This window comes from Chryseobacterium sp. MEBOG06 (assembly GCF_021869765.1).
Lineage (GTDB): Bacteria > Bacteroidota > Bacteroidia > Flavobacteriales > Weeksellaceae > Chryseobacterium.
Window position 1 is genome coordinate 1,511,583 of record NZ_CP084580.1, and the last position, 16,567, is coordinate 1,528,149.

Here is a 16,567-nt window from a genome sequence, read left to right on the forward strand (position 1 = left end):
AGTTCCTGTATTGCTTTTAGTTTATTAAGAGTGGCTCATACAGTCCATCTTTTACGAGATAATCTAAGGTGACGCCTGAAGCATTCGCAATTTTTGTAGCCAGGTCAATCGACGGAACATTTTTCCCTCGCTAACGCAAAATTGCATCGTGTGGTGAAATAATAATAACAAGACCACTGCTATTGAGCAGTGGTTTTGTGTTGTAAAACGTGTTCTGTTTTTTATCTGAAAATAAAGTGTAATCTTCGCTGGATAAAGGGGGGAAGTCTGTACAATATAACTACCTGAATCTTTCTGATCAGTATGTGATCCACCAGAATAGCTTTGGAAAGCCAACCTATAGTACTATCAATTACCTTTACCGTGCTGACGGAACCAAGCTTCGTAAAACGTTTTCTTCTTCCTCACCAAGAGGATCAACCTCAACCCGCATCACAGACTATCTGGACGGTTTTCAGTACAGCTACTTTGAAGGCGGAGGAAACTGTATTACCTGCAGAACCGAAAATGCTTACGAAGCAGAAGCTTATAGAGGTATTCTGGATCCCGGTGTTATTCCGGAATGGAAACTTGATTTTGTAGCCACCGCAGAAGGTTTTTACAGTTTCACCGAAAACCGCTATATTTACCAGTACAGAGACCACCTTGGAAATACCAGAGTCACCTTTGCCAAAAACAGCGCAGGCGCTCCTGAAATTATTGACACCAACAATTACTATCCTTTTGGATTAAACCATACGGGCGGAAACGGTTTGAACTCTTCCAACTTTGGAGGTCTCTACTCTTACAAATACAACGGAAAAGAGCTTCAGGAAACCGGGATGTTTGATTACGGCTGGAGACAATATATGCCAGATCTGGGAAGATGGAACGGGATAGACCAATTGGCGGAATCTTACCATATGGCAAGCCCATATGCCTATGTAATGAATAATCCTATTTCTTTTCTAGATCCGGACGGAAGGGATGTAAAGCCAACTCGTGATGGTTACGAGTTTTCAGGAAGTGATCTGCAAAATGTAATGGGGTATCTACAGGGAGGAGGAAGCGCTCGAAAATTAGTCAGCTCATTATATGCATGGGAAAAAGAAGAAAGTGGAGGTAACTTCTGGTCCTTTTTTGGTTCATGGAATTCATGGGGGCAACAGGTGGTGATGTTGGTGGTAACCTCTATGCTTCTACATGGGGAGATGGAGCCATGGGAGCCACTATTTATGATATACAGGAGATTGTTTTTACCAAAACAAAAATAACCAATGTTCAGAGTATAAGTGATTGGAAGGAACAGGGAGCATTAGCAGCAAGACAGCCAGGACGGGCTCAGATGATAGGTGGTTTTGGGGACTTGTTAGGGATCTTTGATATTGCAGGCCAGGTAATGAGCACTTGGAAGCCTCAACACAGATATCTTGCAATGGCAGCCGGGATTATTGGTGCGGTAGCACTAAAGAAACCGGGATTGGCTGTGAAAGAAGCTGATGGAGCTTTTTATTCTGTAGCTTTTGAAATGAAACTTGCTGAAGGTTCTTATCCTGGAGTTTATAGAGGAAGCCATTTCCGCGAGGCAAATAAAGCGCTTGAAGCAATGATGAAGACAGACACAAAATTTGCCACATCTATTGGAGAATTGGGTATAGTCTTACCAAGATCTCCAGCCGGATCTATAATAGGAAAATCTCCCAATAATTGGGTATGGCACCATCAAGTGGATGAAGGGATAATGCAATTAGTACCTAAACCACAACATACTGTTGGTAGTTCATTTTGGAAGACTATGCATCCCGGAAATAAAGGTGGATTCGCAATTTGGGGAAAATAAAATTTAAAAATAAAATTTATGAATTTAATTGATTTGATAAACCAAATTAATAGTATTGACGAAGATTTAATAATCTTTTTGAAAAATATGGATGATTATAAATCTGACTTAATTCTTTCATATCCTGAAGAGGATGATAATGGAATTAAAATAGAAAATGGTGATAAGTATTACTATCTTCTTGAAGTTTTTTTAGCAAAAGAGTTTGTTTCTGACTGGATCGCTAGCTTAGACTATTCACCTTCACAAAAAGAAATAGCTAAAAGACTTTATGAATATGGAGTAAACGACGCCTGATTTGATACGGTAATGTTCAAAACATATTGATAATAAATTGGAGTGTTGGTTTTCAGTACTCTAATTTTAAAACAAGGTGCTATGCAGCTAGTTCCTAAAAGCCAACAACCAAATGTTCCTGGTGGTATTTTTGGGAAACAATGCACCCAGAAAGAAAAGGTGGATTTTCAATTTGGGGGAAAAAATAATTTTTAATATAAGAATATATGAAACTTTTAGAACTAGTAAAATATTTTCGAGATGGGCACTCTTTTGAAGAGTTTTGTCAAACATATTCATTGGATCTTCAATCTGAGGTGATTGAAATTTATATGGAACAACCTTTGAAAATTGACAATGAATTAGCTTTTTTTGAAATAGAAAAAACAGAGGGTAATATTGAATATGAATATGAATATAAAAATATAAAATATTCTAATTTGTTTGATTTCTACTATTTTTTAGATGCTATAGAAGAATCAAAAAATGCAAAAAATCATTCTCTATCAAATGAACAGCTTACAAAACTTCTCTTTAATTATGCGATTAATGATGCATAAGATAAATTTAGTAACATTTCAAATATGTTGATTTTTTTCAAACCAAAGTGATTTACAAAATGGTAATTTTATGCAAAAACGGATAATAATAAATTATTTCCTAATTGCCATGAGTTTAAAAGCTCATATGCTTTGAATAGAATAAGATAAAGCCGTTTGCAATTGCATTCGGCTTTATTATTTCGTTTAAACCGCTATATTTACCAGTACAGAGACCATGTTAATGCCTATATGGAAGCATGGAATAACAAAAGTGATTTCTGATGGGATAGAATAAGAAATGCTGGTAGGTACAATGATAGAGGAATAAACTATATTTGTGGCACTATAGGTGATCTTGTGGAATTCTTTGATGTTGCACCAGGTAATTAGCACTTGGAAGCCTCAAAACAGATATCTTGCAGTGGCAGCCGGGATTATTGGTGCGGTAGCACTAAAGAAACCGGGATTGGCTGTAAAAGAAGAAATAAATCTCATAGAGGACTTTATAACAGTACGACATCATACATCTACTTCAGCTGTTAATGCTATCAAAAAAAGCGGTTCTATTAATGTTTCATCGCCTAGACCATTTGGAGTTGATGTTGAAGTAGCTCCTTTTATAAGTCCATCGAAAGTAAGATTAGGACAAGCCGCAGGAGGTTATCGTGGTGGTGGATATGTAGAGTTTACAGTTCCTAAATGGGGAGTAACCTCTACTCCTCATATTGGTGGAACTGGAAACGCTGGAAGAATTATCGTAGAAGGACGTATGCAATTGGACATAAGAACTTTGAATCCAAAATATGTTAAACGCTGGTGGTGGCCTTTTTAATAAAAATATGAAAAAAGTAAAATTAGAATATAACGTGTGTGTATTTTTATTTGCATATTTAAATCAAGCAGATTTATCATTACACAGAGCGGGATGGACAAGCATCAGAGAATTGAAAAATTTTTACTCTAATCAGGTAAATCCCAGAGAAGTAGTGAATTTTTTAATATTAAATGCTGATATAAATGCGAATAAATTAGAGTATTATTATGGAATAAAAGGATATTCCCTAAAAAAAATTATTCTTTCCAGGATAATTTTTTTACTTGGGTTTTCTCCTACCTTCCTTAAGGATGAAATTTATTATATATGCCAAAAATTAATAGATTTTGCAGAAATGCTTGAAAAAGATACTGAGGTTCATCCTTTGGAAATGGAAAAATTAAGATTAGAGATATCAAAATTTTCTTTTGATATATTAAGGTATAAAATATCTTACAAAGATTATAATAAAGCATTAAAAATTGAACATTATATGCAACATGATGGGCTAAAGGAAATTAAAATAAAAGAGTTTATAAAAAAGCTTCCCAATTCATCTGGTTTATAATGTATTTCCCCTTGCTGCTGCACGATTATATCGTGTGGTGAAGTAATAATCACAACACCACTGCTATTGAGCGGTGGTTTTGTGTTTTAAAAACTTTATATATTTATTTTGAAAACAATAAGTATATTTATCAATATAAAGACCAACCTGATAGACCAATAAAAGAGAAGGTTTTACGAAAACTGCTAATATAGTTAAGTAAGTGTAACCTTTGCCAAAAACAGCGCAGGTGCTCCTGAAATTACCGATACCAACAACTATTATCCATTTGGGCTAAACCATACGGGAGGAAACGGTTTGAACAACTCCAGTTTTGTAAGTTTTTACAGCTATAAATACAATGGCAAAGAGCTTCAGGAAACCGGGATGTTTGATTATGGCTGGAGACAATATATGCCTGATCTGGGAAGATGGAACGGGATAGATCAATTGGCGGAATCTTACCATATGGCAAGCCCATATGCCTATGTAATGAATAATCCTATTTCTTTTCTAGATCCGGACGGAAGGGATGTAAAGCCAACTCGTGATGGTTACGAGTTTTCAGGAAGTGATCTGCAAAATGTAATGGGGTATCTACAGGGAGGAGGAAGCGCTCGAAAATTAGTCAGCTCATTATCTGCATGGGAAAAAGAAGAAAGTGGAGGGAACTTCTGGTCCTTTTTTGGTTCATGGAATTCATGGGGGGCAACAGGTGGTGATGTTGGTGGTAACCTCTATGCTTCTACATGGGGAGATGGAGCCATGGGAGCCACTATTTATGATATACAGGAGATTGTTTTTACCAAAACAAAAATAACCAATGTTCAGAGTATAAGTGATTGGAAGGAACAGGGAGCATTAGCAGCAAGACAGCCAGGAGGGGCTCAGATGATAGGTGGTTTTGGGGACTTGTTAGGGATCTTTGATATTGCAGGCCAGGTAATGAGCACTTGGAAGCCTCAACACAGATATCTTGCAATGGCAGCCGGGATTATTGGTGCGGTAGCACTAAAGAAACCGGGATTGGCTGTAAAAGAAGAAATAAATCTCATGGAGGACTTTATAACAGTACGACATCATACATCTACTTCAGCTGTTAATGCTATCAAAAAAAGCGGTTCTATTAATGTTTCATCGCCTAGACCATTTGGAGTTGATGTTGAAGTAGCTCCTTTTATAAGTCCATCGAAAGTAAGATTAGGACAAGCCGCAGGAGGTTATCGTGGTGGTGGATATGTAGAGTTTACAGTTCCTAAATGGGGAGTAACCTCTACTCCTCATATTGGTGGAACTGGAAACGCTGGAAGAATTATCGTAGAAGGACGTATGCAATTGGACATAAGAACTTTGAATCCAAAATATGTTAAACGCTGGTGGTGGCCTTTTTAATAAAAATATGAAAAAAGTAAAATTAGAATATAACGTGTGTGTATTTTTATTTGCATATTTAAATCAAGCAGATTTATCATTACACAGAGCGGGATGGACAAGCATCAGAGAATTGAAAAATTTTTACTCTAATCAGGTAAATCCCAGAGAAGTAGTGAATTTTTTAATATTAAATGCTGATATAAATGCGAATAAATTAGAGTATTATTATGGAATAAAAGGATATTCCCTAAAAAAAATTATTCTTTCCAGGATAATTTTTTTACTTGGGTTTTCTCCTACCTTCCTTAAGGATGAAATTTATTATATATGCCAAAAATTAATAGATTTTGCAGAAATGCTTGAAAAAGATACTGAGGTTCATCCTTTGGAAATGGAAAAATTAAGATTAGAGATATCAAAATTTTCTTTTGATATATTAAGGTATAAAATATCTTACAAAGATTATAATAAAGCATTAAAAATTGAACATTATATGCAACATGATGGACTAAAGGAAATTAAAATAAAAGAGTTTATAAAAAAACTTCCCAATTCATCTGGTTTATAATTTATTTCCCCTTGCTGCTGCACGATTATATCGTGTGGTGAAGTAATCATAACAAAACCACTGCTATTGAGCGGTGGTTTTGTGTTTTGAAAACTTTATATATTTATTTTGAAAACAATAAGTATATTTATCAATATAAAGACCAACTTGACAGACCAATAAAAGAGAAGGTTTTACGAAAACTGCTAATGTCGTTAAGTAGGGTCACCTTTGCCAAAAACAGCGCAGGCGCTCCTGAAATTACCGATACCTACAATTACTATCCATTTGGCTTAAACCATACGGGCGGAAACGGATTGAACTCTTCTAACTTTGGAAGCTTCTACAGCTATAAATACAATGGCAAAGAGCTTCAGGAAACCGGGATGTTTGATTATGGCTGGAGACAATATATGCCTGATCTGGGAAGATGGAACGGGATAGATCAATTGGCGGAATCTTACCATATGGCAAGCCCATATGCCTATGTAATGAATAATCCTATTTCTTTTCTAGATCCGGACGGAAGGGATGTAAAGCCAACTCGTGATGGTTACGAGTTTTCAGGAAGTGATCTGCAAAATGTAATGGGGTATCTACAGGGAGGAGGAAGCGCTCGAAAATTAGTCAGCTCATTATCTGCATGGGAAAAAGAAGAAAGTGGAGGGAACTTCTGGTCCTTTTTTGGTTCATGGAATTCATGGGGGGCAACAGGTGGTGATGTTGGTGGTAACCTCTATGCTTCTACATGGGGAGATGGAGCCATGGGAGCCACTATTTATGATATACAGGAGATTGTTTTTACCAAAACAAAAATAACCAATGTTCAGAGTATAAGTGATTGGAAGGAACAGGGAGCATTAGCAGCAAGACAGCCAGGACGGGCTCAGATGATGGGCAGTCCAGGTGATCCTTTTGGTTTTTTTGAGGGTATAGGAATTGCGATTTCAGCTCAGGAAAGTCAACCTCTGAAGCTTGCAATGTTACCACTTTTTATAGTAACTAAAAATGGGGATGATGCTTTGAAGATATTGGCGGCTGAAAAAGGAGCATTTTCAGTTTTCGATTGGAAAGGGTATCCGACTAGTTTATCTAAACCAACTGGGCCTTTTAAAATATTAGAGGGAGCTGAATATGAAGCGGCTAGAAAAGCAACAAATAATGCTAATAGAGCATTGCATAGAACAAATCCAGAATTTAAAGGGTTACAAATTCATGAGATACACCCTGTCAAATTTGGAGGTGATCCAACCAATCCTTTAAAAAAGCATTACTTACACCAGAAGAACATAGGTTATACAATACATTTTGGTTTAAACTTCAAAATTCAATTAAAAAATAAATTTACTATGTACAATAATTTAATTTTTGACAAGTTAGCAAAAAATGAAATTCCAAGCCAATCATTATATGAAAAGCTTATAAAAAAAAATGATTTTAATATAGATAAAGATTATTTAGATTTTATTTCTAAATATAATGGAGCTGAGGGAGCTGTTAATGCAGATGCATATCTTTCATTTTGGGATATAGAAAATATTTTATCATGTAATCCATACTATGAAGATGTGGAAGAATGTTTAAACTTATTTTTCTTTGGAACAGATGGTTCTAATTATGGTTATGCTTTTGATAAAAATACTGGAAAAATTATAGGTATAGACTTTTTAGATATAGGAAATACTTCCCCAAATATATTTGGCAATTCATTTACAGATTTTTTAATATCATTTAGCAACAATGAACATGAATAGTAAATTTGAATTTCCAGAAGATTATATTTCTTTTATGAATAATTTAGATGATTATGAAATTAACTCAGAAAATGGATATATTGAATTGTTTCCAATTGATGAATTAGAAGATATTAATAATGAATATGAAACAAATGAGTTGGCTCCAAACTTTGTTGCTATTGGCACTAATGGAGGGGGAGTTGGAATATTCATAAATAAAAGTAATAATAGTATATATTCAATTCCATTTATAGGTATGGAAGAAAAGGATGCTGTTTTATTGGCAAATTCATTTTCAGAATTTTTATACAAGTTTGAAAATGATGACTTGGAAATATACTAATATGAAATTAACAGATCTAATTGAACAAATTAATCAAAGTAATACTGAACAATTTTTACTAAATAATTCTATAGATATTGAATATGATTTAATAGATATTTGTGCGAAGGAGAAATTAGATATTAGCTCAGAAATTGAATTTTTTAATGCTGAAGAAATTCCTAATGAAATTTTTATTAAGATTAATGGAGTAGAATATCAAAATGTTTGCCCCTTAAATATGTTAGAAGATATTATTAATGATTTTAAAATTCAAAATTCTGAAATAGATACTTTTGAATTAACTAATCAAGTTTTAGATTATTTAGAAAAAGATGCATAGTATGAATTTAATTGATTTGATAACCAGATGGATAGCTGCAAACATTCTATCCACATTGTAAATGTTGTAGTTCAAGTCAAGGAGGAATTATTGGAGGAATGAAGAAACAAGGGCTCCTCCCTAAAATAACAAATTGATATTAATTAAAGACGATTATAATGACAGTATACAAAGAAATTGAAATAAGTGTAAGTAATGATTATGTTGCAACCAAGGGACTACAGCCTTATTTTAATAGAGAAATTAGAATAGCAATTGGTAATAATGATCAAGATGATTATAAAAATGTAATTAAATATATTATTGATTATATTTTAGAAAGTAAACCTGTTATTTCTGAAAACCAAAATATTGGCTACTACTCATGGCTTTTACAGTTTCGGATAGACAATCAAAACTATTATGATCTTTATGAGATAAATAGAGATGGTAGTAATTTTAATAAAGGTTGTGACACTGCAATTTCAGCTATCAGAAGTCAGTCAGAAATATGTGCAAAACAAAATCTTACACCATTATTTCCAAATTTCAATCAGATGATCGTTATATCAGATGGAGTTTATGAGGGAAAAGATATTGAAGGAATTAGGTATGATTCACCAGAGCATATGAGTGGATGGTGGCTCATTACTGATGATTATGATGATAATATATCATCATTAAAGACAGTTCATTTTTATCATGTTATTTTCCGACGACCAGATATATTGAAATATTTGGCTTTACCTTTTGGGTACAGATTTCAACTGGAGAATAATTCAGTTGAAATAACAAAAGACGAAGACGAATAATTATTGTTTATTAGTAAATATCAAATTTTCCATCGCTGTCGATTATATCGTGTGGTGAAGTAATCATAACAAAACCACTGCTATTGAGCGGTGGTTTTGTGTTTTGAAAACTTTATATATTTATTTTGAAAACAATAAGTATATTTATCAATATAAAGACCAACTTGATAGGTAAACTTCCCTGTTTTTCAGACCAATTAAAATTATTAAATTTATTTTGAAAACAATAAGTATATTTATCAATATAAAGACCAACTTGACAGACCAATAAAAGAGAAGGTTTTACGAAAACTGCTAATGTCGTTAAGTAGGGTCACCTTTGCCAAAAACAGCGCAGGCGCTCCTGAAATTACCGATACCTACAATTACTATCCATTTGGCTTAAACCATACGGGCGGAAACGGTTTGAACTCTTCCAACTTTGGAGGTCTCTACTCTTACAAATACAATGGCAAAGAGCTTCAGGAAACCGGGATGTTTGATTATGGCTGGAGACAATATATGCCTGATCTGGGAAGATGGAACGGGATAGATCAATTGGCGGAAGCATATACTTCTATAAGTCCTTTTGCCTATGTAGCCAATAATCCTATTTCAATGAGAGATCCTGATGGAAGATGGATGGATGCAGCTGGACATATTGATACATCGGGATATGCTAATCCTTTTACAATTATGTCACATTCTCAAATGCTGATGACTCAGTTTATGGGGAGAACACCAGATGAAGGCGGCGGCGGGTATCTTGCTTTTGGTAAGACTCAGGCATATACTGACTTAATGACCTCCTTTTTTAATGGAGGAACAGTAGGTATTAGCAATAAGGATGGAGTTTTAAGATGGTGGACAGATTATGATGACCCTGATACTAATGTGAAAGGAGTAGGAGCACTAGGCTTTTTAAAATTTAAAGAAAATAACTATGATTATTGGGGAATATTAAATAATGCAAGTACAGCTCAATCTTATGCAACAAATGGAATTGGGCTCACCTTAGGAACTACTGCTCAAGTATCAAATGATCTTGTAGATGCAGGTAAAATGATAAAAACATCTAATATTTTTAAAACTTATAATCTATATAGAAGTAATGGTTATTTAAATGGTAATAAATATATTTCAGGTGCAAAGTTTTTGAAAAATGTAAAAGCTATTAATGCTGTAAACAGTTCAAAAGTAGTAAAAGGAGTTGCATATGCTGGATTAGCAATTTCTATGGCTCAGTTTTACGAATCTCATCATCCAGGATATATATCAAGAGGAATTATGAGTTATGCTGCAGGCTTTATTCCTTATGTAGGACCAGCTGTTTCTTTAGGTATTGATAATACGGATGTAAATTATTGGAATATATGGACATGGGGAGCTATGAATAGAGGCAGCAATCATTATGATTATTTAAACCCTGAAAATTAACATGAAAAACTTTATAAATACAATTAAAAATGCATATTTCTACGCTTATTATGAGTGTTATTTGCAAACACATATTTATTATAAAAAACATAAAGATAAGAATTTTTATTCGATTTTAACTTTAGGTTTTCCTTTATGGTTATTATTAGAATTTCCAATATTAATGATAGTAGATAAAACTATTGGACTTCCTTCAAAAGTGTTCTTATATCCACTAATAATAGGAATTGCTTATGGATATATTTTTGCAACTTCCAAGTTAATAGGTGATGACGATTTGACAGAGAAGATTAATGCTTTTTATGCAAATAAAAAAACTGTAAAAAAATCAAGAAAGATTGTTTTAATCTTTGTATTCCTATGCATTATGTTCTGGATATTTGCAATAAAATATGATTACTATTAATTTTTGATAATTCTAACAATATTGATAATAAAATAGAGTATTGAAAATCAATACTCTATTTTTAAAAATATCAGTAAAGTCCCTTGGACTGAACCATATTTCAAATTCGTTCAGCAATTCAGGTTTCGGAAGTTTGTACAGCAATAAATACAACGGTAAAGAACTTCAGGAAACCGGGATGTTTGATTATGGCTGGAGACAATATATGCCTGATCTGGGAAGATGGAACGGGATAGATCAATTGGCGGAAGCATATACTTCTATAAGTCCTTTTGCCTATGTAGCCAATAATCCTATTTCAATGAGAGATCCTGATGGAAGATGGATGGATGCAGCTGGACATATTGATACATCGGGCCAGGCAAATCCTTTTCAATTTTTAGGTAGTTCTCATAAACCGAGATATATGACATCATCTACCGGAGTGACTCTAAATCCAGATAGTTTTGGTGATGGCTATTCTTTATTTGATCAGGTTAAAGATGGATTAGGAAAACAAAATATATTTATAGACTTTAATAAAAAAGGTGATATGTACTGGTGGACCACCTATAAAGACCCTAATACTGGAGTTAAGGGAATAGGAGTATTAGAGATGCTAAATCTAAGATCTTATTCTGGGATGCCAGAGATCAGGCAGTCTTATCATAACTTCAATCCGTACAAACCAGATAATACCCCGGAATGGTATGGCTTTGGAGGACGTGCAAACTGGGTACTAGCAACAGCCGCCGCCAGTCTAGAGAATTTCGCGGGGGAGGCAAGGGTGACAACTACAGGTTCATCTATTAAATTGTACCGCCCTAATGCTAATGGAAACGTTTTTATTAAAAATGCATATACAAAAACAATAGGGCTAAGTAAAATCGGACAAGGTCTAGGGAAATATTCATTTTATTTAGGTGTTGCAATGGACGTGTATGGCGTAAAAACATTTTATGAAGATCCAACTTCTCCCAATGCAGTGCATCCGGGCAAGGCCGGATTAAATACAGTAATGGGATATGTGGGTTTAAAAGGAGGAGCTTACGGAGCTGTAATTAGCACTTTATATTTTGGAGTTGATAATTATTATCCAGGAGGATGGATCGGTGCTTCTGAAACTGCTGACAGAACCGAAAAATATGAACAACAAACTACAAGACATCCGTTTTTTAGTAATTCTGCGATAAAATTTTAATTATGAAAAAGATAAAAAAAGGTTATTATTGTTTTTATTATGTGCTATATAAATATTCACAGAGTTCTGCTTTTCCTAATTATTTTACAGCAAGCATTCTTTTAGGTATATTAGAAATTTTGGTAATAAATTCGTTTATTAATTATTATGATATTTTCAACCCTTCAAAATTAGGAATTTTTGAAAGTAAAGTATTTTGGATTTTAATAGTTTTTATATTAGTATTACTTGACTACTTGATTTTCCATTACAAAGATCAATGGAAGTATATAATAAAGGAATTTGATAGTTTTTCAAAAGAAAAAAATAGAACGAATAAATGGATTGTATATAGTATTTCTGCATCAATAATTATTAATTTTATTTTTTCATTTTATTTGTTATTTGCACAAGCAAAACAAAATCAGACTGGCCCCTATGCACCTGAAATTGTTGCCAAAGAAAGGAGAGAAGATTCTTTGCAAAAAGCTAAACAAATAGAAAATCTTAAAAAAATCTATGGTGAGGATAAAAAATAATGCAAATTTGTAGTATTAATAATAGATAGAGCATTGTTTTCTCAATGCTCTCTTTTTTTAATTGAACAGCGCAGGCGCTCCTGAAATTACTGATACCAACAACTACTATCCTTTTGGATTAAACCATACCGGAGGAAACGGATTGAATTCCTCCAATTTTGGAAGTTTCTACTCTTACAAATACAACGGAAAAGAGCTTCAGGAAACCGGGATGTTTGATTATGGCTGGAGACAATATATGCCAGATCTGGGAAGATGGAACGGGATAGATCAATTGGCGGAAGCATATACTTCTATAAGTCCTTTTGCCTATGTAGCCAATAATCCTATTTCAATGAGAGATCCTGATGGAAGATGGATGGATGCAGCTGGACATATTGATACATCGGGATATGCTAATCCTTTTACAATTATGTCACATTCTCAAATGCTAATGACTCAATTCATGGCGGAAAATCCAAGAGATGGCGGCGGCGGGGCTTATACTTTTAACGATAAAGATGCAAGGGCTATTTTTAATTATTTGGCGAATAAAGAAAATTTTTCAGAAGTGAATATCACAGATGGTAAGGTAATGTGGTTTACTGGAAATGCTATGCAAACCTCATATAGAATGGGGAATGATTATTATGGTGATATTAATTTAGGAGTAATACACAGCGCAAATTTTAAGACCTCTAGTGTTTTTGATTTAAGTTTGCTTGGAAATTTAAATGATGGTGTAGGTGGATTTGGAGAAGGACTTTCATATAATGCAAGAAATGGAGCTAGATTATATGTTGGTACTGCTCGTCCCGGTATTCCTGTCGATTTAGGTTTTACCAAATTCTACGGAAATGGCAAAACATATATAAAACCTGCTTACATGGGTAAAGTTGGTAGTGTTTTAGGAAAAGCAAGTATAGCAGGAACTGTTATTCTTGGAGGAATTAATATTTATAATGGAGTTCAAAAAGATGGAGGAACGTTCGGGCATAATGCTACTATAGCCACAGGAGGTACTATAGGAGGTGCAGCAGGAGCTTATGGGGGGGCGATTTTGGGTGCAGAAATAGGTGCGGGAATTGGTGTTTGGTTTGGAGGTGTAGGAGCTGCACCTGGGGCTTTTATAGGAGGGTTAATTGGCGGAGTAGTGGGAGGTATAGCAGGAACAAAGGCGGGAGAAATTGTGGTAAATTAACAAATAAAAAGAAAAACATGGAAACGAAAGTAATTAAGCCTAGTAATAAAAAGTTTTTATCGTTAACAATAGGATCTTTAATATTTACAATTTTAGGTGTGCTATTTATAATTCTTCCTGATGTATTTATTACCCGTTTAATAAATAATGTAATACTTATACAATTTATTGGTATTTTAGCAATGCTATTTTTTGGTTTTGCGTTATTTACGATGATTAAAAAAAAAATATTTGATAAAAATATAGGAATTATAGTAAATGAAGAGGGTATTATTGATAACTCTAGTTTTGTAGGTGTAGGCCTCATTAAATGGGAAGATGTAATTTCAATAGAAAAAAGTAATGTAGCATCGACAAATTTTTTGCTTATCAAGGTTAAAAATCCAGAGTATTACATTAATATTTCAACAGGTATAAAGTCAAAATTACTTGCTGGAAATTATAAATCTTACGGCACTCCAATATCAATATCATCGAATTTTATAAGTTGTAGTTTTACTCAATTGGAGGATATTATCTTAAATAGTTTCGAAAAATTTAAAATGAATAATTAATATTAAAGTTTTGTCCGGTTTATTATACTTGAGATATATGGAAAGATTATAATAAAAAGTTTGATCAATTACCAAAGCCCCCCCGCTCTGCGAAGTTTTTAACTTCGTAGCAGATTGACTAGCCCTAATACAAAACAGAACTACATTGCTGTAATGTTTTTAAGTTTAGAAGCTTTGATAAAAGCATCGATGGTTGCAGATATGTGAGCTTTGGTATCGCTGTCGAGTTCCTGTGTTCTTTTAGTTTATTAAGAGTGGCTCATACAGTCCATCTTTTACGAGATAATCTAAGGTGACGCCTGAAGCATTCGCAATTTTTGTAGCCAGGTCAATCGACGGAACATTTTCCCTCGCTAACGCAAAATTGCATCGTGTGGTGAAATAATAATAACAAGACCACTGCTATTGAGCAGTGGTTTTGTGTTGTAAAACGTGTTCTGTTTTTTATCTGAAAATAAAGTGTAATCTTCGCTGGATAAAGGGGGGGAAGTCTGTACAATATAACTACCTGAATCTTTCTGATCAGTATGTGATCCACCAGAATAGTTTTGGAAAGCCAACCTATAGTACTATCAATTACCTTTACCGTGCTGACGGAACCAAGCTTCGTAAAACGTTTTCTTCTTCCTCACCAAGAGGATCAACCTCAACCCGCATCACAGACTATCTGGACGGTTTTCAGTACAGCTACTTTGAAGGCGGAGGAAACTGTATTACCTGCAGAACCGAAAATGCTTACGAAGCAGAAGCTTATAGAGGTATTCTGGATCCCGGTGTTATTCCGGAATGGAAACTTGATTTTGTAGCCACCGCAGAAGGTTTTTACAGTTTCACCGAAAACCGCTATATTTACCAGTACAGAGATCACCTTGGAAATACCAGAGTCACCTTTGCCAAAAACAGCGCAGGCGCTCCTGAAATTATTGACACCAACAATTACTATCCTTTTGGTTTAAACCATATCTCAGGGTCGTTTGGTACTTCTAACTTTGGTAGTTTCTACAGTTACAAATACAACGGAAAGGAATTACAAGAGACGGGAATGTATGATTACGGAGCAAGGATGATGATGCCTGACCTGGGAAGATGGGGAGCAATGGATGCCATGTCTGAGAAATACAGTTCCTGGAGTCCTTATAACTATGCGATCAATAACCCTGTGATGGTGATTGATCCGGATGGAAATGATATTCAACCATTATCCGAAGCGCAACAGGCTTTTAAAAATTATGTAGCAACGATGTCAACAGGAACTGAAACATCAGGAGGGAATATCTTTACAGGATTTGGTTATTCGCCTTTTGGAGAATATGATTGGGTTAGAAGGAAAGATGGTTCTTTTTATTGGGATAATGAGGCAAATAACCAAAAATCAACAAAATTAGGTGAAACTTACATGGGTAAATCTTTACGAATAGGTATGGATAGTTATATAGATAGAAATCAGTGGGATGGGCCAAATCCATGGTTTGATGTTTCAGGGTCAAAATTGCAAACTGATATATGGATATCTTCAGAAGAAAATGCTAAAGGAGAGCTAACAGGAATATCCACAATAATAAGATCTAAAATTATGACAAATAAAGGAGGATTTAAAGGAGTTAAGATTAATTCTATGCCTGATATAGAGTCGAGTAAAAATTTTATTGATAAAAATGGTGAATTTATTGGCTTTAATATTACTGTTGAAAAACATGCTCAAGTTCCTGAATTTGAAAAAATTGGATTGAACCTTCAAGGATATGGACCAGTAAATGTTGCTCAGAGAATTGATGTAAATTATGTAGGGAAAAATTTAAATATATCTTTCAAAACAGATGTTTTTCCTTCTGCTTCAGCAGGAATAATAGGAGCTGGAGGATCATTTAAGTTGATGCAATATGATCAGCCATCTTATAGAGAAACGCACTCATTATTTAAAAATGGAGTAAGAAAACCATATTTATATCCAAGAAATTAAAATGAAAAAAAAATATTTATTTATTATACTCTTTTCGTGTATTTTAAACTTTATGTACTATTTGTGTTTTATTTTAGTGAATACAGATAATTCAGTAATAGACTTTTTTAGAGGCTTAATTAATAATTTCCCAACTAGTTTTTATTATTTAATACCCTCATTTATTCCGTCATTATATCTTATTCTATTTGGAATTATATTTCATAACAGTAAAAACAAGTACTATAATTTATTATCGAGTT

General features: G+C 34.0%; 19 protein-coding genes. All 19 read left to right on the forward strand.

All coding sequences use genetic code 11. The features are described from left to right. The first annotated feature begins 305 nt into the window (after positions 1 to 305). Positions 306 to 1,253 (forward strand): RHS repeat-associated core domain-containing protein, encoded by a 948-nt coding sequence (locus tag LF887_RS06960; RefSeq protein WP_236858125.1) that lies wholly within the window; start codon positions 306 to 308, stop codon positions 1,251 to 1,253. Then, entirely contained in the window at positions 1,136 to 1,819 is a 684-nt protein-coding gene (locus LF887_RS06965) for an HNH endonuclease (protein ID WP_236858126.1), read from the forward strand. The genes LF887_RS06960 and LF887_RS06965 overlap by 118 nt, the downstream gene beginning before the upstream one ends. 18 nt (positions 1,820 to 1,837) lie before the next feature. Continuing rightward, positions 1,838 to 2,116: a hypothetical protein gene (locus tag LF887_RS06970; RefSeq protein WP_236858127.1), complete on the forward strand. Its 279-nt coding sequence runs from the start codon at positions 1,838 to 1,840 to the stop codon at positions 2,114 to 2,116. A 206-nt stretch (positions 2,117 to 2,322) separates the two neighbouring features. Then, positions 2,323 to 2,655: a hypothetical protein gene (locus LF887_RS06975; RefSeq protein WP_236858128.1), complete on the forward strand. Its 333-nt coding sequence runs from the start codon at positions 2,323 to 2,325 to the stop codon at positions 2,653 to 2,655. 352 nt (positions 2,656 to 3,007) lie between these two features. Further along, entirely contained in the window at positions 3,008 to 3,469 is a 462-nt protein-coding gene (locus LF887_RS06980) for a hypothetical protein (RefSeq protein WP_236858129.1), read from the forward strand. Between the two features lie 7 nt (positions 3,470 to 3,476). Further along, a complete protein-coding gene (locus tag LF887_RS06985; protein ID WP_236858130.1) occupies positions 3,477 to 4,019 on the forward strand; it encodes a hypothetical protein in 543 nt (180 codons plus the stop codon). A 240-nt stretch (positions 4,020 to 4,259) separates the two neighbouring features. Continuing rightward, complete coding sequence (locus tag LF887_RS06990; RefSeq protein ID WP_262912543.1) at positions 4,260 to 5,390, forward strand: RHS repeat-associated core domain-containing protein; 1,131 nt, start codon at positions 4,260 to 4,262, stop codon at positions 5,388 to 5,390. Between the two features lie 7 nt (positions 5,391 to 5,397). Continuing rightward, positions 5,398 to 5,940: a hypothetical protein gene (locus tag LF887_RS06995; RefSeq protein WP_236858130.1), complete on the forward strand. Its 543-nt coding sequence runs from the start codon at positions 5,398 to 5,400 to the stop codon at positions 5,938 to 5,940. A 188-nt stretch (positions 5,941 to 6,128) separates the two neighbouring features. Beyond that, positions 6,129 to 7,673 carry an RHS repeat-associated core domain-containing protein gene (locus LF887_RS07000; protein ID WP_236858132.1) on the forward strand — a complete coding sequence of 515 codons (1,545 nt, stop codon included), beginning with the start codon at positions 6,129 to 6,131 and terminating at the stop codon, positions 7,671 to 7,673. After that, positions 7,666 to 7,998, forward strand: a complete 333-nt coding sequence (locus LF887_RS07005; RefSeq protein ID WP_236858133.1) for an SMI1/KNR4 family protein — start codon at positions 7,666 to 7,668, stop codon at positions 7,996 to 7,998. Before LF887_RS07000 ends, LF887_RS07005 begins: the two co-directional genes overlap by 8 nt. Before the next feature lies 1 nt (position 7,999). Next, complete coding sequence (locus LF887_RS07010) at positions 8,000 to 8,320, forward strand: hypothetical protein (RefSeq protein ID WP_236858134.1); 321 nt, start codon at positions 8,000 to 8,002, stop codon at positions 8,318 to 8,320. A gap of 158 nt (positions 8,321 to 8,478) precedes the next feature. Then, positions 8,479 to 9,111 (forward strand): hypothetical protein, encoded by a 633-nt coding sequence (locus tag LF887_RS07015; RefSeq protein ID WP_236858135.1) that lies wholly within the window; start codon positions 8,479 to 8,481, stop codon positions 9,109 to 9,111. Positions 9,112 to 9,408: 297 nt separating this feature from the next. Beyond that, positions 9,409 to 10,527: an RHS repeat-associated core domain-containing protein gene (locus LF887_RS07020; RefSeq protein WP_236858136.1), complete on the forward strand. Its 1,119-nt coding sequence runs from the start codon at positions 9,409 to 9,411 to the stop codon at positions 10,525 to 10,527. 1 nt (position 10,528) lies between these two features. Then, positions 10,529 to 10,933, forward strand: a complete 405-nt coding sequence (locus LF887_RS07025; protein ID WP_236858137.1) for a hypothetical protein — start codon at positions 10,529 to 10,531, stop codon at positions 10,931 to 10,933. 40 nt (positions 10,934 to 10,973) lie between these two features. Beyond that, on the forward strand, positions 10,974 to 12,113 hold the full coding sequence (locus tag LF887_RS07030) for an RHS repeat-associated core domain-containing protein (RefSeq protein ID WP_236858138.1): 1,140 nt from the start codon (positions 10,974 to 10,976) through the stop codon (positions 12,111 to 12,113). Between the two features lie 2 nt (positions 12,114 to 12,115). Beyond that, positions 12,116 to 12,631, forward strand: coding sequence for a hypothetical protein (locus LF887_RS07035; protein ID WP_236858139.1), 516 nt, complete (start codon positions 12,116 to 12,118; stop codon positions 12,629 to 12,631). A gap of 61 nt (positions 12,632 to 12,692) precedes the next feature. Next, positions 12,693 to 13,811 carry an RHS repeat-associated core domain-containing protein gene (locus tag LF887_RS07040; protein ID WP_236858140.1) on the forward strand — a complete coding sequence of 373 codons (1,119 nt, stop codon included), beginning with the start codon at positions 12,693 to 12,695 and terminating at the stop codon, positions 13,809 to 13,811. Positions 13,812 to 13,828: 17 nt separating this feature from the next. Continuing rightward, positions 13,829 to 14,365 carry an STM3941 family protein gene (locus LF887_RS07045; protein WP_236858141.1) on the forward strand — a complete coding sequence of 179 codons (537 nt, stop codon included), beginning with the start codon at positions 13,829 to 13,831 and terminating at the stop codon, positions 14,363 to 14,365. 529 nt (positions 14,366 to 14,894) lie between these two features. After that, entirely contained in the window at positions 14,895 to 16,325 is a 1,431-nt protein-coding gene (locus tag LF887_RS07050; RefSeq protein WP_236858142.1) for an RHS repeat domain-containing protein, read from the forward strand. Positions 16,326 to 16,567 lie beyond the last annotated feature (242 nt).